20 protein-coding genes are annotated in these 23,222 nt (G+C 74.7%); 12 read left to right on the top strand and 8 right to left on the bottom strand.

Annotated elements, in window-relative coordinates:
- Positions 1-41: 41 nt before the first annotated feature.
- From AC2TEW_RS21660 to AC2TEW_RS21645, 4 genes are all read left to right on the top strand, one after another.
- Positions 42-839, top strand: coding sequence for a hypothetical protein (locus AC2TEW_RS21660; RefSeq protein ID WP_484624984.1), 798 nt, complete (start codon positions 42-44; stop codon positions 837-839).
- Positions 840-961: 122 nt separating this feature from the next.
- Complete coding sequence (locus AC2TEW_RS21655) at positions 962-1,630, top strand: response regulator (protein ID WP_484625021.1); 669 nt, start codon at positions 962-964, stop codon at positions 1,628-1,630.
- Positions 1,627-2,847, top strand: coding sequence for an ATP-binding protein (locus AC2TEW_RS21650; RefSeq protein ID WP_484624983.1), 1,221 nt, complete (start codon positions 1,627-1,629; stop codon positions 2,845-2,847). The genes AC2TEW_RS21655 and AC2TEW_RS21650 overlap by 4 nt, the downstream gene beginning before the upstream one ends.
- Positions 2,848-3,064: 217 nt before the next feature.
- The gene (locus AC2TEW_RS21645) at positions 3,065-3,949 is read left to right on the top strand and encodes a YhjD/YihY/BrkB family envelope integrity protein (RefSeq protein ID WP_484624982.1); all 885 of its coding nucleotides are present in this window, start codon (positions 3,065-3,067) and stop codon (positions 3,947-3,949) included.
- Between the two features lie 49 nt (positions 3,950-3,998).
- Here AC2TEW_RS21645 and AC2TEW_RS21640 read toward each other — a convergent pair whose 3' ends face one another.
- The 3 genes from AC2TEW_RS21640 to AC2TEW_RS21630 all read right to left on the bottom strand — a co-directional run bounded on the left by AC2TEW_RS21640 (position 3,999) and on the right by AC2TEW_RS21630 (position 8,018).
- Positions 3,999-5,420: a DUF2252 domain-containing protein gene (locus AC2TEW_RS21640; RefSeq protein ID WP_484624981.1), complete on the bottom strand. Its 1,422-nt coding sequence runs from the start codon at positions 5,418-5,420 to the stop codon at positions 3,999-4,001.
- Positions 5,421-5,582: 162 nt separating this feature from the next.
- Positions 5,583-5,831: an amphi-Trp domain-containing protein gene (locus AC2TEW_RS21635; protein ID WP_484624980.1), complete on the bottom strand. Its 249-nt coding sequence runs from the start codon at positions 5,829-5,831 to the stop codon at positions 5,583-5,585.
- 123 nt (positions 5,832-5,954) lie between these two features.
- Positions 5,955-8,018, bottom strand: coding sequence for a phosphocholine-specific phospholipase C (locus AC2TEW_RS21630; RefSeq protein ID WP_484624979.1), 2,064 nt, complete (start codon positions 8,016-8,018; stop codon positions 5,955-5,957).
- Positions 8,019-8,440: 422 nt separating this feature from the next.
- Between AC2TEW_RS21630 and AC2TEW_RS21625 the strand changes: the two genes are divergently transcribed.
- Entirely contained in the window at positions 8,441-9,070 is a 630-nt protein-coding gene (locus AC2TEW_RS21625; protein WP_484624978.1) for a three-helix bundle dimerization domain-containing protein, read from the top strand.
- Positions 9,071-9,226: 156 nt separating this feature from the next.
- On the opposite strand, the gene AC2TEW_RS21620 is transcribed toward AC2TEW_RS21625, so the two are convergent.
- Positions 9,227-10,876, bottom strand: a complete 1,650-nt coding sequence (locus AC2TEW_RS21620; protein ID WP_484624977.1) for an MFS transporter — start codon at positions 10,874-10,876, stop codon at positions 9,227-9,229.
- A gap of 505 nt (positions 10,877-11,381) precedes the next feature.
- Between AC2TEW_RS21620 and AC2TEW_RS21615 the strand changes: the two genes are divergently transcribed.
- Both AC2TEW_RS21615 and AC2TEW_RS21610 read left to right on the top strand, forming a co-directional pair.
- A complete protein-coding gene (locus tag AC2TEW_RS21615) occupies positions 11,382-12,821 on the top strand; it encodes a cytochrome P450 (RefSeq protein WP_484624976.1) in 1,440 nt (479 codons plus the stop codon).
- A 122-nt stretch (positions 12,822-12,943) separates the two neighbouring features.
- Entirely contained in the window at positions 12,944-13,630 is a 687-nt protein-coding gene (locus AC2TEW_RS21610) for a DUF4240 domain-containing protein (RefSeq protein WP_484624975.1), read from the top strand.
- Here AC2TEW_RS21610 and AC2TEW_RS21605 read toward each other — a convergent pair.
- On the bottom strand, positions 13,612-15,378 hold the full coding sequence (locus AC2TEW_RS21605; protein WP_484624974.1) for a serine/threonine-protein kinase: 1,767 nt from the start codon (positions 15,376-15,378) through the stop codon (positions 13,612-13,614). The two genes, AC2TEW_RS21610 and AC2TEW_RS21605, sit on opposite strands and share 19 nt — an antisense overlap.
- A gap of 211 nt (positions 15,379-15,589) precedes the next feature.
- On the opposite strand from AC2TEW_RS21605, the gene AC2TEW_RS21600 reads away from it, so the two are divergent.
- The 3 genes from AC2TEW_RS21600 to AC2TEW_RS21590 all read left to right on the top strand — a co-directional run bounded on the left by AC2TEW_RS21600 (position 15,590) and on the right by AC2TEW_RS21590 (position 18,879).
- The gene (locus tag AC2TEW_RS21600) at positions 15,590-16,144 is read left to right on the top strand and encodes a TetR/AcrR family transcriptional regulator (protein ID WP_484625020.1); all 555 of its coding nucleotides are present in this window, start codon (positions 15,590-15,592) and stop codon (positions 16,142-16,144) included.
- 209 nt (positions 16,145-16,353) lie between these two features.
- Positions 16,354-17,514 (top strand): agmatine deiminase family protein, encoded by a 1,161-nt coding sequence (locus AC2TEW_RS21595; protein WP_484624973.1) that lies wholly within the window; start codon positions 16,354-16,356, stop codon positions 17,512-17,514.
- A gap of 201 nt (positions 17,515-17,715) precedes the next feature.
- A complete protein-coding gene (locus AC2TEW_RS21590; protein ID WP_484624972.1) occupies positions 17,716-18,879 on the top strand; it encodes an agmatine deiminase family protein in 1,164 nt (387 codons plus the stop codon).
- A 134-nt stretch (positions 18,880-19,013) separates the two neighbouring features.
- Here AC2TEW_RS21590 and tatA read toward each other — a convergent pair whose 3' ends face one another.
- The 3 genes from tatA to AC2TEW_RS21575 form a co-directional block, all read right to left on the bottom strand.
- Entirely contained in the window at positions 19,014-19,259 is a 246-nt protein-coding gene (gene tatA, locus AC2TEW_RS21585) for a Sec-independent protein translocase subunit TatA (RefSeq protein ID WP_484624971.1), read from the bottom strand.
- A gap of 60 nt (positions 19,260-19,319) precedes the next feature.
- Positions 19,320-19,727 (bottom strand): ATP-binding protein, encoded by a 408-nt coding sequence (locus tag AC2TEW_RS21580; protein WP_484624970.1) that lies wholly within the window; start codon positions 19,725-19,727, stop codon positions 19,320-19,322.
- Positions 19,728-20,047: 320 nt separating this feature from the next.
- Complete coding sequence (locus tag AC2TEW_RS21575; RefSeq protein ID WP_359892180.1) at positions 20,048-20,620, bottom strand: TetR/AcrR family transcriptional regulator; 573 nt, start codon at positions 20,618-20,620, stop codon at positions 20,048-20,050.
- Positions 20,621-20,880: 260 nt separating this feature from the next.
- Here AC2TEW_RS21575 and AC2TEW_RS21570 point away from each other — a divergent pair, with 260 nt between their 5' ends.
- Entirely contained in the window at positions 20,881-22,044 is a 1,164-nt protein-coding gene (locus AC2TEW_RS21570; RefSeq protein WP_484624969.1) for an agmatine deiminase family protein, read from the top strand.
- 98 nt (positions 22,045-22,142) lie between these two features.
- Positions 22,143-23,153 carry an agmatine deiminase family protein gene (locus AC2TEW_RS21565; RefSeq protein WP_484624968.1) on the top strand — a complete coding sequence of 337 codons (1,011 nt, stop codon included), beginning with the start codon at positions 22,143-22,145 and terminating at the stop codon, positions 23,151-23,153.
- Positions 23,154-23,222: the final 69 nt, after the last annotated feature.

The raw sequence follows: 23,222 nt of genomic DNA, 5'->3' as shown, positions 1-23,222 counted from the left end.
GCGCCCGGCGCGTCGGCACAGCTCCCGAAAGGCGCACCCCCGTGAGGACCTGGCCCAGCCGCACCGCCCTGGGGCGGGGCGCCGCCCTGCTGGCGCTCACGGTCGCCGCGCTGACCGGCTGCTCGGACGCCGGACAGCTGCACGACGCCGGTACGACCCGGCCGGTCACCGTCCACCCGAGCCCCCAACTGCTCTGGCCGGCCGCCGCGGTCACCCCCTCACCCGCCGCCGCACCGCCCACCGACCAGCCGCCGCCCGCCGCGCTGCCGGGGGTCACCGCACCCGGCGGCGACCTCCACGGCCTGGACGCCGCCACCGTCCTCGCCCACGACCCCGGGCTGCCGGACGACGAGCGGGCCGCCCTGGCCGGCTGCCAGGGCTGCGAGGTGCGCCCCGCGCAGTACCGCGACCTCGGCGGCGACGGCCACCCGGAGCTGATCACCGCCGTGGTCACCCCCGCCCACCACGCCTACCTGCACGTCTACACCGCCCGGGACGGCCAGGTCCTCCCGGTGCTGGCCCAGAACGTCCTGGCCGGGTTCACCGCCGACACCGCCGGAACGGAGCTCGTGGTGCACGAGCCCAACGGCCCGGACTCCCAGACCGACACCAGGTACGGCTGGCGGTCCGACCGGATGGTGGTGACCGACCGCCGGATCAAGGGCACCGGCCCGACCGCGACCCCGACCCTCTGCGCCCCCACCGCCCCGGCACCCCGGCCGTCGGCCGACCCGACCGAGGACGACGGCGGCCCCCGGCACGGCGCGCCCCAACCCGCGGTCTCCGCCGTCCCCAGCCGCCCGGCACCGTCCGCCGCCCCCGTGAGGCCCAGCTCGTGAACCCGGCACCCCACCACCCGGCACCCCACCACCCCGCGGCCCCGGCCGCCGAGGCCCCGAACACCACCGCCCCCCGGATCCTGCTGGTCGAGGACGACGAGGTGATCCGCGAGGCCACCAGGATGGCCCTCGAACGGTACGGCTTCCCGGTCGAGACCGCCGGCGACGGCCTGGAAGGCCTCGAGCGCTTCCGCGCCCAGCCCCCGGACATCCTGCTGCTGGACGTGATGCTCCCGCTGCTCGACGGCGTCGGGCTCTGCCGCCGGATCCGCGAGGAGAGCCTGCTCCCGATCCTGATGATGTCCGCCCGCACCGACCCGATCGACGTCATCTCCGGCCTGGAGGCCGGGGCCGACGACTACATCACCAAACCCTTCGAGAGCGCCGTCCTCGTCGCCCGGATCCGAACCGTGCTGCGCCGCACCGGCCTCGCACCCCGGCCGGCCCCCGAGGCACCCGCCGGCGTACCCGCCCCCGCCCCCGCCCCGGCCGCACCGCGGGCCGTCCGGGTGATCGACGGCCTGGAGCTGGACACCGAGGCCATGGAGGTCCGGGTGGACGGGCGGCCGGTCCCGCTCACCCCGACCGAACTGCGGCTGCTGCTGGAGTTCACCGCCGCGCCCGGCGTGGTGCTGGAACGCCAGGTCCTGCTCGAACGCGTCTGGGACTACTCCTGGGGTGCCGACAGCCGGGTGGTCGACGTCCACGTCCAGCGGCTGCGCGCCAAGATCGGGGCGGGCCGGATCGAGACCATCCGGGGCTTCGGCTACAAGCTGCGGCGGGCCGGATGACCCTGCGCCGCCAGATCGCCGCCACCGTCGCCCTGGTCTCCTTCCTGGTCGCCCTCACTCTCGGCCTGCTGGTCCACCAGGCCTCCGTGCACCAGCACACCGGCCAGGCCAGGAAGTCGGCGCAGAACGCCCTCGACTCGCTGCTCACCGGCTACGACCGCACCGGCGAGCTGGTGGGCTGGAACACCGTCCCCGACGACCCGGCGCTCCCGTCCGAGCTGCGGCGCCTCGCCGAACGCGGCCGGCAGGGGACCATGCTCGGCCCCGGACCCGACGGCACCGCGATGTGGGGCGCCGCCGGGATCGGCGGCGGCACCGTACCGGTCCAGGTGGTGTCGGTCCGGGTGGACTACGCGGACGACGAACGGGCCATCGCCGAACTCGACCGGACCATCCTGGTGTCGGCCGCCCTCGCCGTGGTGGTCACGGTACTGGCGGGCGTCCTCGCCGCCGACCGGATCAGCCGCCGGCTGCGGATCGCCGCCCGGACGGCCCGCACCATCGCCCGCGGCGACCTGGCCGCCCGGATCGGCCCGCTCGGCCGCGCGCGGGACGAGGTCGCCGAGCTGGCCGCGGCCGTCGACTCGATGTCCGCCGTGCTGAGCAGCAGGCTGGCGAGCGAACAGCGCTTCACCGCCGACGTCGCGCACGAGCTGCGCACCCCGCTGACCGGGCTGCTCACCGCGGCCGAGCTGCTCCCGCCGGGCCGGCCCACCGAACTGGTGCAGGGCCGGGTCCGGGTGCTGTGCAGCCTGACCGAGGACCTGCTGGAGGTCTCCCGGCTCGATGCCCGCGCCGAGCGCCCCGACCTGGCCGTCGTCCCGCTCGGGCCGCTGGTCACCCGGATGGTGGCGGCCGCCGGGTCCCCGACCGACCTGCGGATCGTGACCGACGCGGTCGTCACCACGGACGTCCGCAGGCTCGACCGGATCGTCTCCAACCTGGTCGCCAACGCCCACCGGCACGGCCGCACGCCGGTCGAGGTCCGGGTCGACGGGCCCTGCCTCACCGTCCGTGACCACGGCGCCGGCTACCCGGACGACATCCTGCGCGAGGGACCGCGGCGCTTTCGCACCGGTGCCCGCGAACGCGGCCACGGCCACGGCCTCGGCCTCACCATCGCGCAGGGCCACGCCGAGGCCCTCGGCATCACCCTGCGCCTGCGCAACGACCCGACTGGCGGCGCGGTCGCCGAACTCCGGCTGCCCACCGGCTGACCGCCGCCCCCGGCGGCCCACTCCCGGCGGCCTGCTCCGGTACGGAAGCCGGCCGGGCCGAGGCGCCGCGTCGCAACCGGATCCGGCGCGGCGGTGACGCTACGCTCGCGGTGTCACAGCACGGTCCGCAGTCCGAGGAAGGGGGCCGGGGCCCATCAGGCGGGAGCGCCTCACCAGGACCCTCACGTTCTGGCTGCGTCCGGCGTTCGCGCTGCGAGTGGTCAACCGGTTCCAGCGGGTGGCCGGGTTCGACCGCTCGATGGCGCTGGCCTCCAGCGCGCTGACGGCGCTGATCCCGCTCGCGGTGCTCGGCGCCACCGTGCTGACCCGCTTCGGCCCGCCGGACGTGGCGAGCCGGATCATCAACCGCTACGGCCTCACCGGGGGCGGGGCCACGGCGGTCAGGCAGCTGTTCGAGCCGTCGGTCGACACCGACGCCGGGCTGGACGTCCTCGGGCTGCTGTTCCTGCTGCTCTCGGTGCTGAGCTTCACCCGTGCCACCCAGCGGCTGTTCGAGCAGGCCTGGGAGCTGAAGCCGCTGAGCGTCCGCAACACACCGAACGGCCTGCGGTGGGTGCTGGGCCTGGCCGGCTACCTGACGGTCACCGGCTGGGTCTGGGTCGCGCTCGGCGGCACGCCGTTCGGGCTGGCCGCCTCGCTGTGCGAGGTGCCGCTGACCGCGGTGTTCCTCGGCTGGAGCGGCCGGGTGCTGTCGGCCCGGCGGATCGGCCGGCGCGACCTGCTGCCCTTCGGCGTCATCGTGGCGGTCCTGGAGGCCGCCTACTCGGTCGGCACGACCGTCTACCTGCCGCACCTCTTCAGCTCCTACGCCACCCGCTACGGCTCGGTGGGCGCGGTCTTCGCGATGCTCTCGGCCCTGTTCGGCCTGATGTTCGTCTTCGTCGCCTCGGCCGCGCTCGGCCGCGAGGTGGCCGTCGAACTCGACCGGATCCGCCACGGCCGGCGCCCGCCCGACGACGAGGTGCGGCACCAGTGGGACACCCTGCTGGCGCAGTTGCGCTCACGCTGGCGGTCCGCCCGCGGGCAGCTCCCGCCGCACGACCGCCGCCACCCGGACCCGGCCGGGCCGCCGGAGAGCTGAGACTCCCCACAGCCGGGCCGGGCCGGGCCGGTGCGCGGCGGGTTCTGGTTCAGGCCTCCTCGGCGGTCACCCGGCCGCTCTTCACGGCGTCGAGCAGGGCCTGGTGGTCCCGTTCGTTCTGGTCGGCGTAGCTCTCGGCGAACCGCACCAGCGCCCGGTCGAACACGTCCCCGCTGCCCAGGTAGGCGGCGATGCCGATCCGGTCGCCCGACCTGGCGTGGGCCCGGGCGAGCGTCGCGCCGCACAGCTCGCCGAACAGCTCGAGTCCGCTCGGCACCATCATCGACGGGTCGACGATGCCCTTCCAGTCGCGCAGTTGGCGCACGTAGAAGTCGCGCTCCACGCCGTCGGGGGCGAGCACGTGCTCCCAGCCGAGGAAGATGTCGCTGGTGGCCTGCATCAGCCGCTGCCCGGCGACCACCCGCTCGCCCTGGGTGGCGTACGTGCTGGGGCCGGCGTGCGCGGCGAGCACGGACTCGTCCGCCTCCTTGGCCTGGAGGAACAGCGGATCCTCGCCGTCGCGGCCGAGCAGCAGCACGATCCAGCAGCGGGTCCCGACGCTGCCGACACCGACCACCTTGCGGGCGATGTCGACCAGGGTGTACTCGCCGAGCAGGTGCTGGCGGTCCGACTGGAGGGTGCTGCCGTAGCGGCCGATCAGGTTGCGGAGCATCGCCTCCAGGACCTGGCGCTCGACCCGGGGCAGCAGATCGGTGAGGCGGGTGACCACGGGGGGCTGGGGGGCGATCCGCCGCTTCCCGCCGACCACCTCGGTGAGCTTCTCGAACGCCTGCATGGTGTCCCGGGTGCGGGCCTTGGCCAGGGCCTGCGACAGCTTCTTGCGGCCGCGCCGGTGCAGCCGGCCCGAGGCCACGGCCTCCAGGGTCTCCGCGTCGGCCTGGGTGTACCAGACCGGGAGGTTGCCCATGCCGGCGAAGCGGCGCATCCGCTGCCGGTAGGAGCGGACCGTCGCCCGGACGATCGCCGCGCGCTCCTCGTCCGAGAAGCCGTTCTCGCGGGCGGCGATGACCATGCTGGTGGCCAGCCGTTTGACGTCCCACTCCCAGGGGCCGGGCAGGGTCTCGTCGAAGTCGTTGATGTCGAAGACCAGGCGGCGTTCGGGGGAGGCCAGCAGGCGGAAGTTGAGCAGGTGCGCGTCGCCGCACAGCTGGGCGCGGATCCCGGAGGCCGGGGTGTCGGCCAGGTCGCTCGCCATGATCGCGGCGGCGCCGCGGTAGAACCGGAACGGCGACTCCGACATCCGCCCGTAGCGGATCGGCACCAGCTCGGGGACCCGGACGGCGGACTGCTTCTCGATGATCGCGATCGGATCGGTCCGCTGTCGGTCCGGGTCGTAGTCGCCGTGGCCGGAGCGGGGCGTACGCGCACGGGCCGCCCGGCCGTCGTCGGCGCGCTCCCGCGGGGAGCGCCAGGTCAGACCGGGTACGGCGATTGCCGACTTCCTCGACATGTCAGGGGCCTCCAGGGCTCGTCCCCGAGGGCCGGCCCGCGTCCGCCGCGGGCCGGGAAGCTCCGCTTCGTGCTTCGCTTCCATGCTGCTCGCGGCGGGCCCGATCCGCGCGTTGCGCCGGCCGGTGCGGGCCGTCCCCGGCCCGGCCGCCGCCGGCCGCCGCTACGGCGTGCTCCCGCCGGCCGGGGCGGTCGACCACTTGAACTCGATCTCCAGCTCGACCTCCCCGTCGCCGACCTCCACCTCGATCTCGCCGCGCAGGTCGTCGGGGATCCGGAAGCTCAGCACCCCCGGGCCGAGCTCCAACTCGGCATTGCCCCCGCGCCGCAGCGCGTCGGCGAGGGCCGAGAGCTGGTCGGCCGCCTCGGTCCGCGACAGCGACTGCTTCTGTTCGAACTTCAGGTCCTTCACCGGTGCCTCCGTGGTGCTCGGCAGCGGGCGCGGCCGGGGCCGCGCCCCGCAGTCCAGCCTGCCACGCCCGCCGCCGCCCGCCACTCCTGCGGCAGGCGGCGACGGGCGCGCCGGGCCGGCCGGTCAGCCGCTGACGCCGGGGGCACCGGTCTCGATGTGGCCGGTGGCCCGGCGGCTCCAGGCGGCGTCGCTGCTGACGGTGACGGTGAAGTCGTACCAGCCGTGCGCGATGGTGACGGCGTTGAAGTAGTCGGACACCGTGGCGCCCGCCGCGACCTGGTACGTCCAGGTCCCGGAGCGGTAGTTGTTCGAGGTGACGGTGAAGGTGACGGCGGTGGTCCCGGTGTTGGTCAGCTTGAACCAGAGCGCCTGCTTGCCGGTGTCCGGCGCGGGCGCGTAGGAGGTGGAGGCCTCGACGGCCTTGCCGGCGGTGGTCGCGTTGCCGGCGAAGCGGCGCAGGAAGCGGTTGGGGCCGAGCACGGTCAGGTCGTACTGCCCGTTGCCGTAGTTGGCGCCGATGTTGAAGAAGTCGCTGGTGCTGCCGTCCGCGCCGGTCGCGGCGCTGTGCGGGGCCACCGTGTACTGCCAGGGGCCGCCGCTGCGGTACGCGTTGGCGTGGACCGAGTAGTGGGCCCAGGCGGTGGCCTGCGGACCCTGGTTGGCCAGGTCGAGCCAGAGCAGGATCTGGTTGTTCGCGTTGTACTCGATCCGGTCCACCCAGGCGTTGGGCTGGTACGGCAGGGCCCGGGCGGGCTTGGTGCCCGCCTCCTGGACCGGCATCGCGTTGGTGCCGGGACTGGGGTTGATCATCGTGTTGGCGGTGGCCTGGCTGATCGTCGCACTGGTGTCGGGCAGCGCCGGCACGCCGTAGACCGGATTGGCGAAGTCGAAGGCGCCGGTGAGGTCGCCGCAGACCTGCCGGCGCCAGGTGCTGATGTTCGGGCAGACCGCCGGGGTGCCCAGGGCGGCGGTCCAGGTCTCCAGGAAGCGGATGACGCTGGTGTGGTCGTACACCCGCGAGTCCACCCAGCCGCCGCGGGTCCACGGCGAGGCGATGATCATCGGGACCCGGAAGCCCAGGCCGATGTTGGTGCCGTTGTAGAACTCCCCGGCGGTGCCGGCGGGCGCGGCGGGCGGCGGGACGTGGTCGAAGAAGCCGTCGTTCTCGTCGTAGTTGAGGAACAGCACGGTGGAGTTGAAGGTGGCCGGGTCGGCGGCCAGCGCCTGGACGACCAGGTTCACGAAGTGCGCGCCGTTCTCCGGCGGGCCGTCGGGGTGCTCGGAGAACAGCTGGTTGGACACCACCCAGGAGACCTGCGGCAGCCGGCCCGCCACGGCGTCGGCCCGGATCGCGGCCGCGATGTCGTCCGGGGTCGACCCGGTGCTCGGCACGGACCCCATGCCGCGCTGCGCGAGCGGGCTGGAACCCGGGGCGCCGGTGAACTGGTCGAAGTAGGCGAGCGCGTTGTCCCCGTAGTTGTCGGAGGCGTTCTGGTAGACCTTCCAGCTCACTCCGGCGTTCTGCAGGGCCTCGGCGTAGGTCTGCCAGCGCAGGCCCTTCTCGTCGCCGCCGTCCCAGGCCGGGCCGCCCGCCGTCCCGCCCGGGTCGATCGTGCCGGACCACAGGTAGGTGCGGTTGGGCCCGGTCGCCGACAGGATCGAGCAGTGGTAGGCGTCGCAGATCGTGTAGGCGTCGGCGAGCGCGTAGTGGAACGGGATGTCCTCGCGCGCCATGAAGCCCATGGTGCGGTCCGAGCCCTTGGCCGCGATCCAGGAGTCCATCTTCCCGTTGTTCCACGCCTGGTGCTGGGTCGACCAGGAGTGGTCCAGCGAGCCGTCGCACTGGGCGAGCTGCTCGCCGCTGACGCCCCACCACCAGGTGTTGGTCTTGCTGAGCTGCCACGGGTACTGCCGGCCGCTGCCGTTCGGCTGGTTGAAGACGCTGGTGCCGCCCGCGATCTGGAGGGCGGTGCGGTCCCCGAAGCCGCGCACGCCCTTCATCGCGCCGAAGTAGTGGTCGAAGCTGCGGTTCTCCTGCATCAGGACCACGACGTGCTTGACGTCGATGATCGTCCCCGTGGTGGCGGCCGCCGCGTCGGCGGCGGTGCCGGGCAGGGACTCCAGACCCATGGCCGCGCCGAGGGCGGCGGCGGAGCCGAGGAAGGTACGGCGGGTGAGAGGTGACACCGGGACTCCAAATGGCCAGACAACTTTGAGGGCCCTGGGACTATCGGGTGGTCAAGTGTCGTCCGGCGGTGGGCCGGATGTCGATGGGGTGAAGCGTTGCCGACGCCCTTGATTTCCCGGGGAGTTGGCCACCCGGAACGGGCCGCCGCCGGCCGCCCGCGGGGTGCTGCCGCCCGGCCGGGGCCGCCCGGCGGACGACCGCGGTCCGGACGGCCACCACGGATCACCCCCGCCCCCGCCGCGCCCGCTCACCGAGCCGGCGGGACCGGCCGACGGCCGAGTGGCTGGGGCGCGCGAACGGGCGTGCGCGTCGCTCACGCGCCGGGCGCCCGGCTGCCGCAGAATGCTGGGAACCGGGGGCCGCGCGGCCGTGGGACCCGCGGACGGCCCCCGCCGGAACCGAGTGGGAAGGGCGTGGGCCGGTGCAGTCGCTGGCGCTGGAGAACTGGGCGGTCGAGTGGGCCCGGCAGGCCCGGGAGCTCCCGGGCGGGCGGCTCGCCGCGGGGCTGCTGGTCGACCTGGTGGCCGACCCGCACCAGCACCTCGCCCGGAGCGCCGCCTTCCCGCTCGGAGCCGCGGCCGCCGCCCTGCGGACCGACCCCGCCGCCCTGGAGACGGCGCTGAGGAGCCTGGCCGACGCCGGCCTGCTCGTCCTGGCCTGCCACGACACGACCGGGCCCGAAGGACGGGTCGCCGTGGTGACCCTTACCGCGCCAGCCCCCACGGCCGGCCACCGGACGCGCACGGGCGCCGCCCACGAACCCCCGACGGCACCCGCACCCGTCCTCGCACCCGCCCAGGACCCGGCGGGCCGGGGGAGCGCGGGCCCGCTACGCGCCGGCGGTCTGCACCCCGCGGACCAGGAGGCAGTGGACCGGCTCGCCGGCCGCCTGACCACCGCCCACCCCTCGGTGGCCCCGGCCACCGTCGCCGCCCTCGTCGCCACCGCCTACCAGGAACTGCGCGCGGCCAGGATCAGGACCTTCGTCCCGGTCCTCGTGGAGCGCCGGGTCAGGGCGCTCCTGCGGGCGGCGGCCCGGCCGGACGCGTAACAGGGCACCGGGCACCGAGCACAGGCCACCGAGCACAGGCCACCGGGCACCGGGCACCGGGCACCGGCCACCGGGCACCGGGCACCGGGCACCGGGCACCGGCCACCGGGCACCGGGCGCCGCTCCGACGCCACTGGCGGGACCCGCCCCGGGCGCTCAGGCGGCGTCGGACGCGCTGCCGGTCCGGGGCGGCGGGATCGCCGAGCGCGGCTGGGTGGCGGGGATGCGCTGGGTGAAGAACAGCGCCGTCAGCCCGGCCAGCGCGAGGACGCCGAGTGCGGCCCGCAGACCGTCGAGCCGGGCGTCCGCGTTCGCGTCGAGCACCGCCTGCGTCACCGCGGTGTCGGCACCCGCGTCGTCGAGCGCGGCCGTGAGCTGGGCGTCCGACAGGAACGGCGCGCCGCCCGACAGCTCCACCCCGGCCCGGCTCTTGACCTCGGACGGGATCGCCGGGCTCGCCTCGACGGTGGTGAGGAAGGACGTGGTCAGCGCCGCGATCATGATCGAACCGGCCAGCGCGGTACCGATCGAGGCCCCGAGGTTGGTGACCGTGTTCTGCACACCACCGACCTCCGCGCTCTGCGAGTCCGGCACCGCCGACACCGTGACCGACCCGAGCTGGGAGGCGAGCGCCCCCATGCCGAACCCGATCAGCAGCAGCGGAAGGGTGACGATCTCCGCACCCGCGTCCGCGTCCAGCGCCGCCAGCAGCACCACCGCCCCGGCCAGCATCGCCAGGATCCCGCTGCGCACCACCCGCCGCGGCGAGACGTCGGGGAGCAGCTTCGGGATGAGGACCGCGGCCGCCAGCAGGGTGAGCGACAGCGGCAGGATCCGCACGCCGGTCATCAGCGCGGAGAGGCCGAGCGCCACCGAGAGGTAGAGCGGGACGACGAAGAAGACACCCATCTGCACCAGGTACTGGAAGAAGAACATCGTCAGACCGCCGGTCAGCTGGCGGTTGTGCAGCAGCGCCGGATCGACCAGCGGCTCCGCGCCCCGCTCGGCGAGGCGGTTCTCCCAGCGCAGGAAGAGCCAGCTCAGGAACAGGCCGCCGAGCATCAGCCAGACCACCGCGGAGACCCCGAGCCAGGACGGCGCGTCCGGCTTCGGCACGAACCAGCCCCACTCGCTGGAGCGCAGCACACCGAGGACGAACAGCCCGATCCCGGCCGCGGACAGCAGGGCGCCGGGGATGTCGATGTGCGGGCGCCGGGCCGGTGGGGCGTCCGAGACCCGGCGCGCCAGCGCGAGGATGCCGAGCACCACGATGACCTCGCCGGCGAACACCCAGCGCCAGGAGAAGTACGTCGTCGCCACGCCCCCGATCAGCGGCCCGAGCGCGACGGCGACCGCACCCGCGGCGGTGACCAGGCCGTACGCGGCCGGGCGGCGCTCCACGGTGAAGTTGCCGGCCACCAGCGCCACGATCGCGGGCAGGATCAGCGCCGCGCCGATCCCCTCCAGCAGCGACCAGCCGACCAGCAGCACCGGCAGGTTCGGGGCGAGGGCCGTGGTGCCGGATCCGGCCCCGTAGATCACGCAGCCGAGCGTGAACGCCCGCTTGCGGCCGATCAGCGCACCGACCTTGCCGCCGGTGATCATGAACATCGCCATCACCAGCGTGTACGCCGTGATCGCGCCCTGCAGCCCGCTCACCGTGGTGCCCACGTCCTCGGCCACGGTGGCGATCGAGACGTTCATGACGGAACTGTCCAGGGCCATCAGGAACTGCCCGGCGGCCAGCGTCGCCAGGACGAGGGTCGCGCCTCCCGCCGCCTTCGGCCCACCGGTTCCGCCTGCCATGGGCGTAGCCTGCCACAGCCCCCGCACCCCGCCGCCCGACCCGCCGGGGCCACCCCCAGATTGTCGGACCCGGGGCGGACCTGCGGCGGGCCTGCAGCGTGGCGACCCGATCGGAGTGGCTCCCCGCTGAGTGGCGGCGAGCGCCGGCCCGCCGGGGCGGGTGGGGCAGCCGGTTGCGCGGGTAGCACAGGGGCTCCGGGCCGGGGGGCGGTTCTGCCCGCGCGCCCCCCTGATGGGCGAACTCGGTTGCGGACCGGGGTGCGGGAGGCCGGGATGGGGCAACCCTGGTGCCCGGGCGCCGCGACGGCGCCGGCGGTGCGGACGGGCAAGTCGGCCGCACCGCAGATGATCTGACGTTCGATCAGGAGCGTGCTCTGAACCTCGGCCACGCGGAACCCGGCCCGGCCCACCCCCTCCCCGCCGTACGCCGGGCGCGGACCCGTGCGCCTCCGGGGCCCAGCCGTGCCGACCACCACGACCGCCTCGCGCCCACCCCGGAGATGACGTGACCACCCCCTTCCCTGACGACGGCTCCACCGGCCCTTCCGGACCACCGCCCGGCTGCCCCGCCCACGGCCTGGCCGCCGAGGGGCTGCGGCGCCTGTACGGGCCGGAGGCCGAGGCCGACCCCGCGGCCCTGTACGAGAAGCTGCGGGCCGAGCACGGGGAGGTGGCGCCGGTCCTGCTCCACGGCGACCTGCCGGCCTGGCTGATCCTCGGGCACACCGCCAACCTCACCGCGATGCGCACGCCCTCGCGATTCTCCCGGGACTCCCGGCGCTGGACGGCGTTCCAGCAGGGCCTGGTGACGGCGGACTCGCCGCTGATGCCGGTGATCGCCTGGCAGCCGCTGTGCGTGTTCGCGGACGGCGAGGAGCACCGGCGGCTGCGCGCGGCGGTCACCGACAGCCTGAACCGCTTCGACCGGCGCGGGATCCGCCGCTACGTCACCCGCTTCGCCGACCAGCTGATCCAGGAGTTCGGGCCGACCGGCCGGGCCGAGCTGGTGGCCCAGTTCGCCGAGTGCCTGCCGATGCTGGTGATGACGCAGGTCGTCGGGATGCCCGACGAGTACGGGCCCCGGCTGGTGGACGCCGCCCGGGACCTGATGAAGGGCACCGAGACCGCCATCGCGAGCAACGACTACGTGGTGGCGACCCTGCGCCGGACCATCGAACGCAAGCGCGTCACCCCCGGCCCCGACCTGGTGTCCTGGCTGATGCAGCACGGTGCCGGGCTCACCGATGACGAGGTGCTGGAACACCTGCGGGTGGTGCTGCTCGCCGCGAACGAGACCACCGTCAACCTGATCGCGGACACCCTGAAGCTCGTCCTCACCGACCGGCGGTTCCGCGCCGACCTGTCCGGCGGCCACATGACGCTGCCCGACGCGCTCGACCAGGTCCTGTGGGACTCGGCGCCGATGTCGCTGGTCGCGGGCCGGTGGGCGACCGGCGACACCGAACTCGGCGGCCAGCAGATCAAGGCGGGCGACATGCTGCTGCTCGGCCTCGCGGCCGGGAACGTCGACCCGGCGGTCCGCCCCGACCTGTCGAAGCCGCTCCACGGCAACCGCTCGCACCTGGCCTTCGGCGGGGGACCGCACGAGTGCCCCGGCCAGGACATCGGCCGGGCCATCGCGGACACCGGGATCGACATCCTGCTGACCCGCCTGCCGGACCTGCAACTCGCCATCGACAAGGACGAGTTGACCTGGACCTCGGCCTGGCTGTCCCGCCACCTGGTCGAGCTGCCGGTGCAGTTCTCGCCCCGGACGGCCGAACGGCCGGCGGCGACCGGGCCCGGCGACCTCCTCACCCCGTCGACACCGCCGCCCCCGCCGCTCTACGTCCGGCAGACGGCGGCCCCAGCCGCCCCGCCCGCCGCCGTACCGCGGCAGCGGCGCGGCTGGTGGCAGGTGCTGACCGGCAGGTTCCGGCGCTGAACCGGGCGGGACGCGGTCGCACCGGGGCTCCCCGGGCGCCGCGCCGGGGACTCCGGGGCCCGTTCCGATCCGTCCCGGTCGCTCCGGGGGCCTGTCACCGTGCGGCCCTAGGCTCGGCGGCCATGGAGAGCGATGACTGGTGGGCCCTGATCGAGCGGGCCCGCGCCCTGGCCGGGGACCGTGCCGATGACCGGGATCCGCCCGACGACCCGCTCCCCGCGGCGCTGGTGGAGGTGCTCGCCGGGCTGGCACCGGTGGAGATCGTCGGCTTCCGGGTGCGGGCGGCCGAGGTGGCCGGTTCGGCGTACCGGGGGCCGCTGTGGAACGCCGCCCACCTGATCGAGGGCGGCTGCGGGGACGACGGTTTCACGGACTTCCGGGACGGACTGATCCTGCTCGGCCGGGAGACCTTCACCCGTGCCGTGGCCGACCCCGACTCCCTGGCCGCCCTGCCCGTGGTGGTCCGGATGAGCCGCGACGAGGGCGGCTGGATCGGCTTCGAGCCACTGGACCACCTGGTGGCGCAGGCCTACCGGAGGGCCGCGGGCGAGTCGGAGTCCCTGCGTACGGCGGTGGCGGCCGCCCTGCGCGGTGCGACCGGTGCAAACGACGTGACCGGTGCGACCGGTGTGACTGGTACGACCGGTGTGACCCGCCCGGTGGAGCCGACCGGGCCCCGCTGGGACCCCGAGGACGACCGGGCGGCGCGGCGTCACCTGCCCCGGCTCGCGGCGCTCTTCCTCGAGGGGCCGGACGTTGGCCCCGGCGCGGATCCCGACGGGGCGGCCGGTCAGCCGGTCCGGCGGTAGAGGCCGAGGGAGATCCGGACCGGCCCTTCGTCGGGGGAGGCGTCGAGCACCCGTACGACGGCGATGTCGCCGCCGGCCCGGGCCCGGACGCAGAAGGCCCGGCCGCCGCGCAGGGTGCTGAACGGCAGCGCGGCGGCTGGCCGGCTCTCCACGCCCTTGACGCAGTCGTCGGGGGTCAGCGGGCCGTCGGCGGCGATGTAGGTGTCGCTGTCCTCGGGGACGAAGAACTCGGTGGCGCTGCGGCCGAGGTACCAGGTGGCGTTCTCCTGCGGCGCGACCCGGCCGGCCTTGAGGTCGAACTCGTAGGAGGGGTCGGGCGAGGTCAGCTCGGTGCCCGTGTAGACGGCTGTGTACCCGGTGGCCGCGCCCGGGGTGGGCGTGGACGTGGGGCCGGGGACCGGTGCCGCGGAGGCGGTGGGCGGCGCCGTGGCCGGGGCCGAGCCGGCTGCGGTCGGGCCGCCGTCGGCTTCGGCGTCCGCCTCGTCGTCGCCGAGCAGCGGGGGGAGCAGCAGGACGGCCGCCGCGGCACCGGCCAGCAGGGCGGCCGTCACGGTCAGCGCCGTCCGCCCGCGCCCGGCGCCCCCGCGCCGCCCGGCCCGGCCGGACGGCCCGTCGGACGGCAGCGGCGTGCCGCCGGGGAGGGGGGCGTCGCCCGGGTGGGCTGCCAGCACCGCCGTCGGGGCCGGGGCCGGTGCCGGTGCCGGGGCCGGGAGCGGGCGGGGCACGAGCGCGGTACGCGCCTCCGCCGGGTCGGGCCGGCCGCTGCCGAGGATGCCGAGGACGCCGAGGGGGTCGAGGGTGGTGGCGGGCCCGGCCGGTGTGGTGGGCAGGTCGGCGCGGTGCAGGAGGTCGGTGCTGACCTGCTGCGGCAGCCAGTCCTCGGTGAACCGGAGGTGGCCGCCGACGGCGGGGTGGTCGCGGGCGGCCTCGATGATCCGGTCGGTGCCGGGCCGCTGCTCCGGGTCCTTGGCCAGGCAGCCGAGCAGCAGCCCGCGCAGGGCGGCCGGCACCCGGGAGAGGTCCGGTTCCTCGTGGACCGCCCGGTACAGGGTGGCGGATTCCGGGCCGTCGCCGAACGGCGGCGCGCCCGCGCTGATGTGGACGGCGAGGGCGCCGAGGGCGAAGACGTCGGTGGCCGGGGTGGCGGGCCGGCCGAGCACCTGTTCGGGTGCCATGAAGCCGGGTGAGCCGATCCGCAGGCCGGTCGAGGTGAGCGCGCTGGTGTCGGCGGCCCGGGCGATGCCGAAGTCGATGACGCGCGGGCCGTCGGCGGCGATCAGGACGTTGCCGGGTTTGAGGTCGCGGTGGACGACACCGGTGGCGTGGACCGCCTGGAGGGCCTCGGCGATGCCGGCGACGATCAGCAGCACGGTCCGCTCCGGGAGCGGACCGAACCGGTGGACCACCTGCTGCAGCGAGGGGCCCGCCACGTAGGCGGTGGCCAGCCAGGGCAGCGGGTCGTCGACGCCGGAGTCGACCACCTGGGCGGTGAACAGCCCGTGGATGCGCCGGGCGCTGGCCACCTCCTGGGCGAACCGGTGCCGGAACTCCGCGTCCTGCGCCAGCTCCGGCCGGACCACCTTGAGCGCCACCGGCCGCCCGCCCCGGGTGTACGACAGGTAGACCCGCCCCATCCCGCCGACGCCCAGCCGTGCCACCAACCGGTAGCCGCCGACCTCCCGGGGATCGTCCCCGGACAGCGGCTGGAAGGTCGGGGGAGGCGGGAACCCGCGGTCTCCGGTGGTCACGATGGCTCTCCAGCGGTCGGGGGCGGGGTGGGGGTCGGCACCGGTGAACGGGCTCGTGGGGGAGCGGCCGGCGTACGGGCGGGCCCGGCCCGGGAAGCGGCCGCCCTGCCCGGCACCCTACCCGACTGTAATTTCAGTCAGGAATGGGGTTCGGTCCTGCCCGGGACCCCGGGTAGGGTGGTGCCTCGTGGCTGACCGGAGAACCTCGATCATGGAAGCGGCCGCGCGGGTCATCGCCCGGCGCGGAGTCCGCGGGCTGCGCGTGGAGGAGCTGGCCGCCGAGGCGGGTGTCTCCACGGCGCTGATCTACTACCACTTCAAGGACCGCACCGGCATCCTGCGGGCGACCATGGAGTTCATCAGCGACCGCGCCGAGCGGTACACCACCGAGCGCCAGGCCGACGGTCCGCCGCTGGACGCCAGGGGGGAGCTGGAGCAGACCCTGCTGCTGGAGTTCCAGGACACCCCCGAGGTGCGGGAGAACAGCACGGCCTGGGGCGAGCTGCGGGCCAGTGCGGTGTTCGAGCCCGAGCTGCGCGAGGACCTGGCCAGGGCCACCCTGGTCTGGGTCCAGGAGATCGCCGAACTGCTGGGCCAGGTGCGGCCGATGAGCGGCGCCGCCGCCCTCGCCGGTTCCGCCGAGCGCCTGACCGCGCTGCTGGAGGGGCTGAGCGTGCGCTGGCTCAGCGGCAGTCTCCCGCTCGCCCACGCGCGCGAGCTGATGGCGGGCGCGATCGACGGCGAACTGGCGCGGCTCGCCGGCTGAACCGGCGCCCGCCGCGGCGCTCCCGCCCGCCCTCTCCCTGCCCCCGCCGGCCGACCGGCGGGGGCAGTGGTGTGTCGGCGCCGACCGCGGATCCTGCGGGGGAGCCTGATGATCACATTCTTGACTGAATTTTCAGTCAATGCGACAGTGTGGGCACGGCGACGCGCAGGTCCCGCCCGCCGGACGCGATACTTGATCTGGAGACCCACATGAACGACCACCGCACCGCAGGAAGCTCCTTCGTCGACCGCCTCTTCGGCGCCCGCCCCTCCCGGCGCTCCGTCCTGGGCGCGGCGGGCGCGGGCGCGGCAGGCCTCGCCCTGGGGCCGGTCGCGTCGGGCGCACCGGCCTCCGCCGCGCCGCTTCCGCGCTGGTGGGTCCCGGCGGACGACGTACCGCACGCCCGGACCTGGATGTCCTGGCCGTCCCGCAAGTCCGTCTGGGGCCGCCAGCTCGCCGGTGTCCAGCAGGACATCGCGCTGATCGCCCGGACGATCGCCCAGTTCGAGCCGGTGGTGCTGTGCGCCCCGGACGCCGACACGGCCGCGGACGCCCGGGCCTGGTGCGGGCCCGGGGTCACCGTGACGGAGGCGGTCGCCACCGACGACCTGTGGATGCGGGACATCGCCCCGGTCTTCCGGCGCGACGGCTACGGCGGCCTGGACGCCGTCGGCCTCAACTTCAACGGCTGGGGCAACAAGCAGACCCACGCCTACGACGCCGACGTCGCCCGCACCATCGCCGACCGCAACCGGCTCCGCTTCACCAGGGCGGACTTCGTCGGCGAGGGCGGAGCCGTCGAGACGGACGGCGACGGCACCGTGATGGCCACCGAGAGCAGCCTCGTCAACAAGAACCGCAACCGCGGCATGAGCCGCGACGAGATCGAGGACGCGGTGCTGCACGCCTACGGCGCCGACCGGATGATCTGGGTGCCGGGTATCAAGGGCGAGGACATCACCGACGACCACATCGACGTCACCTCCCGGTTCGTCCGGCCCGGCGTGGTCATGGTGCAGCTGCCCCCGGCCGACCGCAACGACGTCTGGGCCCGTGACGCCCGTCAGCAGTTCGACATCCTCTCGCGCGCCACCGACGCCCGGGGCCGCCGCCTCCAGGTCATCCGGATCGACGGCCCCGACACCGTACGGTCCAAGGACCCGAAGTTCGTCGACTCGTACCTCAACTTCCACCTCGTCAACGGCGGTGTCATCACCGCGCAGTTCGGCGACCAGGCCAAGGACGCCGCGGCCCGCCGCGCGCTGGCCGCGGCGTTCCCCGACCGCGAGGTCGTCCAGCTCGACGTCGACCGGCTGATGGCCGGCGGCGGCGGCATCCACTGCTCGACCATGCACGAGCCGCTGCCGTAGCACCGTTCCTCGTACCCGAACGCCCCGGGGCCGCGCCCCCGGCCCGCGCCCCGGGGCCGTCGGGCCGACCGCCTTCGGGCCGACCGCCTTCGGGCCGACCGCCTTCGGGCCGACCGCCTTCGGGCCGACCGCCTTCGGGCCGACGGCCTTCGGCCCGGCGCCCCTGACGAGCCCGCTGTCCCCTTCCCACCGGAGTGTGTCGTGACCGCTTTCTCCCCGTCCCGCCGAACCGTGCTGCGCGCCGCCGCCGGCGTCGGCCTGCTGACCCTGGGGGGTGTCGCGTGCTCGCCGTCGGGTGAGGACGACGCGGCGCCCGAGGCGCCGACGGCGGGTCAGGGGGCGACGCCCGGCCGCCGGTTCGGCGCGGAGTGGGAGAGCCACGCGCGGACCTTCATGTCCTGGCCGGCGTCGGCCGGCATCTGGGACAGCCAACTTCCCGACGTCCGGCAGGACATCGCCGGTCTGGCCCGCGCCGTCGCCGGCTACGAGCCGGTGGTGATGTTCGCGCGGCCCGCGCAGGCCGACGCGGCGCAGCGGGCCTGCGGGGACGGCGTGGAGGTCGTCCCGCTGCCGGTGGACGACCTGTGGGCGCGGGACACCGTACCGGTGTTCGTCGAGGACTCGGGGACCCTGAAGGGCGTCGACCTCAACTTCAGCGGCTGGGGGAACAAGCAGAAGGAGCACGGCAACGACACCGCGCTGGCCGGTGCGCTGCTCGCCCGGTACGGCCTCGGGCGGGTGACCACGCCGCTGGTCGCCGAGGGCGGGTCGTTCGAGACCGACGGCCAGGGGACGCTGCTGGTCACCGAGAGCTCGGTGGTCAACGAGCGCCGCAACCCCGGCCGGTCGCGGGACGAGATCGAGGCCGAGCTCAAGGCGGCGCTGGGCGTGACCAAGGTGATCTGGTTCGCCGGGGTCAGGGACCAGGACATCACGGACGCCCACGTCGACTGCCTGGTGCGGTTCGCGGCGCCCGGCGTGGTGCTGCTGGACCAGCCGTTCCCCGGGGCGCCCGACGACGTCTGGTCGCGGTCCGCGGCGCAGGCCAAGGAGGTGCTGAAGGACGCCACGGACGCGGCCGGCAAGCCCCTGCAGGTGATCGAGCTGCCCCAGCCGGACCCGGACCGGATCACCGGGCGCGGGGACGCCTTCGTCTCCTCGTACATCAACTTCTACGTCGCCAACAAGTCGCTGTTCATGCCGCGCTTCGGTGACGCGGCGGCCGACGACCGGGCCCGGGGGATCCTGCGGGAGCACTTCCCGGGGCGGGACATCGTCCCCCTCAAGATCGACAACATCGCGTCGGGCGGCGGCGGCATCCACTGCTCGACCCACGACCAGCCCGGGACCCCCGCGGCCGGCTGAGGGCGGGACGCGCCCGTGGAGCCGGCCCGGCGGAAGGGCCGCTCCACGGGCGCACGAGGGACACGAGGGAGGGGGCAGGCACCGAGGTGCCTGCCCCCTCCTGCTGTCGGGCCGCCGCGCGGGCGGCGTCGCGGTCAGTCGGCCCGGGACGGCGGGGGAGGTGCGACCGTCGGCGTGACCCGGTCCGGGGACGCCGCGGGTGCGGCGCCGGGCTCCGGCTCGGGGCCGTCCTCGCGCAGCGCGGCCGTCTCGGCCTTCAGGATGCGCAGGGACCGGCCGAGGCCGCGGGCCATCTCGGGCAGCTTCTTCGAACCGAACAGCAGGACGACCACGGCCACCACGATGAGGAGGTGCCAGGGTTCGAATCCGTTGCGGAGCATGGGTGGGTCACCGGACCTTTCAGGTCGTGCGGGTGGGGGCGGGGGTGGGGGCGGGGGGCGTCAAGCGGCGGTGACGGAGGCCCAGACGGCCTTGCCGCAGGCGCCGAAGGGCGCGACCCCCCAGGCGTCGGCCAGCGCCTCGACCAGGGCCAGACCACGGCCGCCGGTCCGTACGGTGCTCTCGGGCAGCCGCTCGACCGGGGCGGGGGAGTGGTCGGCGACCACGATCAGCACCCGGCCGTCGCGCAGCTCCATCACCACCGAGGCCGCCGCGCCGTGCAGCACGGCGTTGGTCAGCAGCTCCGACAGCAGCAGGCACGGTGTGTCGGGGTCGGCCCCGGCGGCGGCCAGGGCGTCGCGCAGCAGCCGCCGCACGGCGCCCACCCCGGCGGGCGTGGCCGCCGGGCGGATGTCGAACCGGAATCCGGGCGGAGCCTCGACCGGCGGGTCGAGCAGGTGTGCAAGCATCGGAAGGTGCTCCCAGTCTCCTGGACTTCGCCCTGCGGGGAGGGCCGGCCCCGGCGTCGCGTCGAGGCGTCCGGCGGTGAGGCGTCGCGCGTCGGGGCGATCGTGCGGGGTGCCCATGGACCCGGGGTGACGGTGCGGTTCGGCCTGCTGTGATGCGGTGGGCCGGGCCGGGCGGAGTGCGACGGGGTGCGCGGTGTCGGAGGGTGGGTTCATGGGGGTATGGCGACCACTGTCGCATTGACTGAAAATTCAGTCAATAGCTCGGACGTGACCGGACGGCCGCAGGGCCGGCCCCGGCGGGGTCGGCCCTGCGGGTGGGGTCAGAGCGGGCGCAGCTCGGCGTCGATGGCGTCGCGCAGCAGGCGGCGGGCGTGGTCGAGCGGGAGGGAGCCGCTGAGCCAGCGGACGCTGAGGCCTTCGAGCAGGGAGGTGAGGCGTTCGGCCGAGGCTGCGTGGGCCGGTGCCGTCCCGGCGGGGTGGGCGCGGCCGAGCAGCTCGGCGATCTCGTGGACCCAGGTGTGGGTGGCCTTGGCGAGCTCCTCGCGCAGGTCCGGTTCGAAGACCGCGCTGGCCCTCAGTTCACCCCAGGCGGTGCTGTTCTCCCGTACCTCGGCGGTGTCCTGGAGCTCCAGCAGCAGGACCTGTTCGAGTTCGGCCCGCGGGCTGTCGGACGGTGCGGCGGGGTCGCGTTCCGCGGTGTACCGGTCCGCGCGGTCGCTGATGAACTCCAGCGTCTGGCGCAGGATCCCGGCCCGGTCGGTGAAGTGGTAGTAGATCAGCGAGGTCGACACCCCCGCCTCGGCTGCCAGTTCCCCCACGCGTAGCCCGCGCACCCCACGCCGCGTGATGACGCGGGTGGCCGCTCTGAGTATCTCTGTTCGACGGTCCGACACGAGCGATCACTCTACCGGCTGGCAGGGCGCTGTGGAGCAGATTTCCTGATCGAATTCTCAGGGCTGCTTCGGCGGTGGGTACGCAGTGATGTCCCAGCTCAGTGACGGGTGTTCGGGTCGGTCCGATGGTGCCCCCGGCGGTGTGTGGCCCTCCTGGTGCCGGGCGGGGCGGTTCAGGTGGGCGAGAGTATTGACTGAATTTTCAGTTGGGGGCAGGATGCGTGGCACACCACACCTCCCAGCACCCTCCAGGGAGTCCCATGAACACGCCAGCCCCGTCCCGCCGAACCGTTCTCCGGCTCGGCGCCGCCGCTGCGCCCCTGATCGCGCTCGGTGCGGGCCTGCCCGCGACCGCGCGGGCCGAGTCGGCCGGCCCGGCCGCCACCGCCCTGCGGATGCCGGCCGAGCACGACCGGCACGACCGCACCTTCATGGCCTGGCCGGCGCTCTCCTCCGTCTGGCGCGACCGGCTCGGCGCCGTCCGGCGCGACATCGCGAACATCGCCCACGCGATCTCGCGCTACGAACCGGTCGTGCTGCTGGCCCGCCCCGCCCAGGCCGCGGACGCCCGCGACGCCTGCGGCCCGGGCGCGTACCACCCGATCGACGTGCTGGAGATCGCCAACGACGACCTGTGGATCCGCGACTTCGGTCCGACCTTCGTGGTCGGCCCCGGTGCCATCGCCGGCGTGGACACCAACTTCAACGGCTGGGGCAAGACCGGCACCCGGTACGCCCAGCCGTTCGCCAACGACGCCGAGGCCGCCGCGGTGCTGCTGGACCGGTACGGCATCGACCGGATCCGCGCCCCGTTCACCGGCGAGGGCGGCGCACTGGAGACCGACGGCCAGGGCACCCTGCTGGCCACCGAGAGCTCCCTGGTCAACGCCAACCGCAACCCGGGCGCCACCCGGGACCAGGTCGAGGCGGCCCTCAGGTCCTCGCTCGGGATCGACAAGGTGATCTGGATCCCGGGCCTGGCCGGCCAGGACATCACCGACGCGCACGTCGACTACCTGGCCCGCTTCACCGCTCCCGGCCAGGTCATCCTCGACCGGCCCGCCCCCGGCGCCGACGCCGCGTGGGTGGCGGTCTACGAGCAGGCCAGGGACGTCCTGCGCGGCGCCACCGACGCCCGCGGCCGCTCCCTCACCGTCACCGAGCTGTCCTGTCCCGACCCGGGCCGGATCCGCGGCGGCGGCAAGGAGTTCCTGGCCAGCTACACCAACTTCTACGTCGCCAACGGCGCCGTCCTGGTACCGCAGTTCGGCCACCCCGAGGCCGACGCCGCCGCCTCCGCGGTGCTCCGGGCCGCCTACCCCGGACGCGACATCGTCCAGCTCGACATCGACGCGGTCGCGGGCGGCGGCGGTGGCATCCACTGCGCCACCCAGTCGCAGCCCGCCGTGCCGCCCGCCGGCTGACCCGCGCCCGACTCCACCCAACCCCGCGCCGCCTTCGGCCGGCCCGCCCCGCACACCCCCGTACGCGCAACCCGCGCACACCCGCACAGGAGAACACCATGACCTTCCGCATGCCCGCCGAGTGGACCGAGCACGAGGGCTGCCTGATGGCCTGGCCCACCAGGGTCGAGCTGTGGGGCGAGACCTTCGAGGAAATCAAGCGCGAGTACGCGCAGGTCGCCCGGGCGATCTCGGAGTTCGAGCCGGTGACCATGGTCGCCCGTCCCGGCCAGGGCGAGGAGGCCCGCGCCCTGTGCGGCGAGGGCGTCGAGGTGGTGGAGCTTCCGCTGGACGACTCCTGGTTCCGCGACTCCGGCCCGATCTTCGTCCTCGGCCCGGACGGCGAGCGCGCCGGCGTCGACTTCCGGTTCAACGCCTGGGGCCAGAAGCACCACCCCTTCGACACCGACGACAGGATCGCCGCCGCCCTGCTCGAGCGGCTCGGCGTCGAACGGATCGACTCCCGGATGATCCTGGAGGGCGGCGCGATCACCGTCGACGGCGAGGGCACGCTGATCACCACCGAGCAGTGCCTGCTCAACCCCAACCGCAACCCCGGGATGAGCAAGGCCGAGATCGAGGCCGAGCTGATCGCCAAGCTCGGCGTCACCACGGTCATCTGGCTGCCGTACGGCGGCCTGCTGGACACCGAGACCGACGGCCACGTCGACGGCGTCTGCGCCTTCGTCGCCCCCGGCAAGGTCGTCGTCCAGCTGCCCTCCGACCCCGCCCACCCCGACTTCGAGCGGATGCGGGCCAACCGCGAGGTGCTGGCGGCCGCCGTCGACGCCCAGGGCCGCAAGCTGGAGGTCCTGGAGCTGCCGCAGAGTGCGTTCGTGCAGGTCAACGGCAAGGAGACCGAGGTAGGCTACCTCAACTTCTACATCGCCAACGGTGGCGTCGTCGTCCCGGTCGCCGACGTGCCCGAGGACGAGGGAGCCCTGGCCGTGCTCGCGGCCGCCCTGCCCGGCCGCAAGGTCGTCGGTGTCCGTTCCCGGGTGATCGCCTACGGCGGCGGCGGTGTCCACTGCATCACCCAGCAGGTGCCGGCCGCCCGACCCGCGGTGTGACCTTCCGCACCGCCACCCGGTCCGGGACCACCCCCGCGCCCCTGCGCCCCCACCGACCCGCAGGACGCT

This window comes from Kitasatospora sp. NEAU-CNBT7 (assembly GCF_057220535.1).
Note: the sequence above shows the minus strand (reverse complement) of the source record. Positions and strands in the feature narration are given on the sequence as shown.

Excerpts from the sequence above, each read along its gene's own strand:
- AC2TEW_RS21600 (WP_484625020.1), top strand. The coding sequence starts at position 15,590 with ATGGAAGCGGCCGCGCGGGTCATCGCCCGGCGCGGAGTCCGCGGGCTG.
- AC2TEW_RS21610 (WP_484624975.1), top strand. The coding sequence starts at position 12,944 with ATGGAGAGCGATGACTGGTGGGCCCTGATCGAGCGGGCCCGCGCCCTG.
- AC2TEW_RS21570 (WP_484624969.1), top strand. The coding sequence starts at position 20,881 with ATGAACACGCCAGCCCCGTCCCGCCGAACCGTTCTCCGGCTCGGCGCC.
- AC2TEW_RS21655 (WP_484625021.1), top strand. The coding sequence starts at position 962 with ATGGCCCTCGAACGGTACGGCTTCCCGGTCGAGACCGCCGGCGACGGC.
- AC2TEW_RS21640 (WP_484624981.1), bottom strand. The coding sequence starts at position 5,420 with ATGTCGAGGAAGTCGGCAATCGCCGTACCCGGTCTGACCTGGCGCTCC.
- AC2TEW_RS21580 (WP_484624970.1), bottom strand. The coding sequence starts at position 19,727 with ATGCTTGCACACCTGCTCGACCCGCCGGTCGAGGCTCCGCCCGGATTC.
- AC2TEW_RS21620 (WP_484624977.1), bottom strand. The coding sequence starts at position 10,876 with ATGGCAGGCGGAACCGGTGGGCCGAAGGCGGCGGGAGGCGCGACCCTC.
- AC2TEW_RS21650 (WP_484624983.1), top strand. The coding sequence starts at position 1,627 with ATGACCCTGCGCCGCCAGATCGCCGCCACCGTCGCCCTGGTCTCCTTC.
- AC2TEW_RS21595 (WP_484624973.1), top strand. The coding sequence starts at position 16,354 with ATGAACGACCACCGCACCGCAGGAAGCTCCTTCGTCGACCGCCTCTTC.
- tatA (WP_484624971.1), bottom strand. The coding sequence starts at position 19,259 with ATGCTCCGCAACGGATTCGAACCCTGGCACCTCCTCATCGTGGTGGCC.
- AC2TEW_RS21565 (WP_484624968.1), top strand. The coding sequence starts at position 22,143 with ATGACCTTCCGCATGCCCGCCGAGTGGACCGAGCACGAGGGCTGCCTG.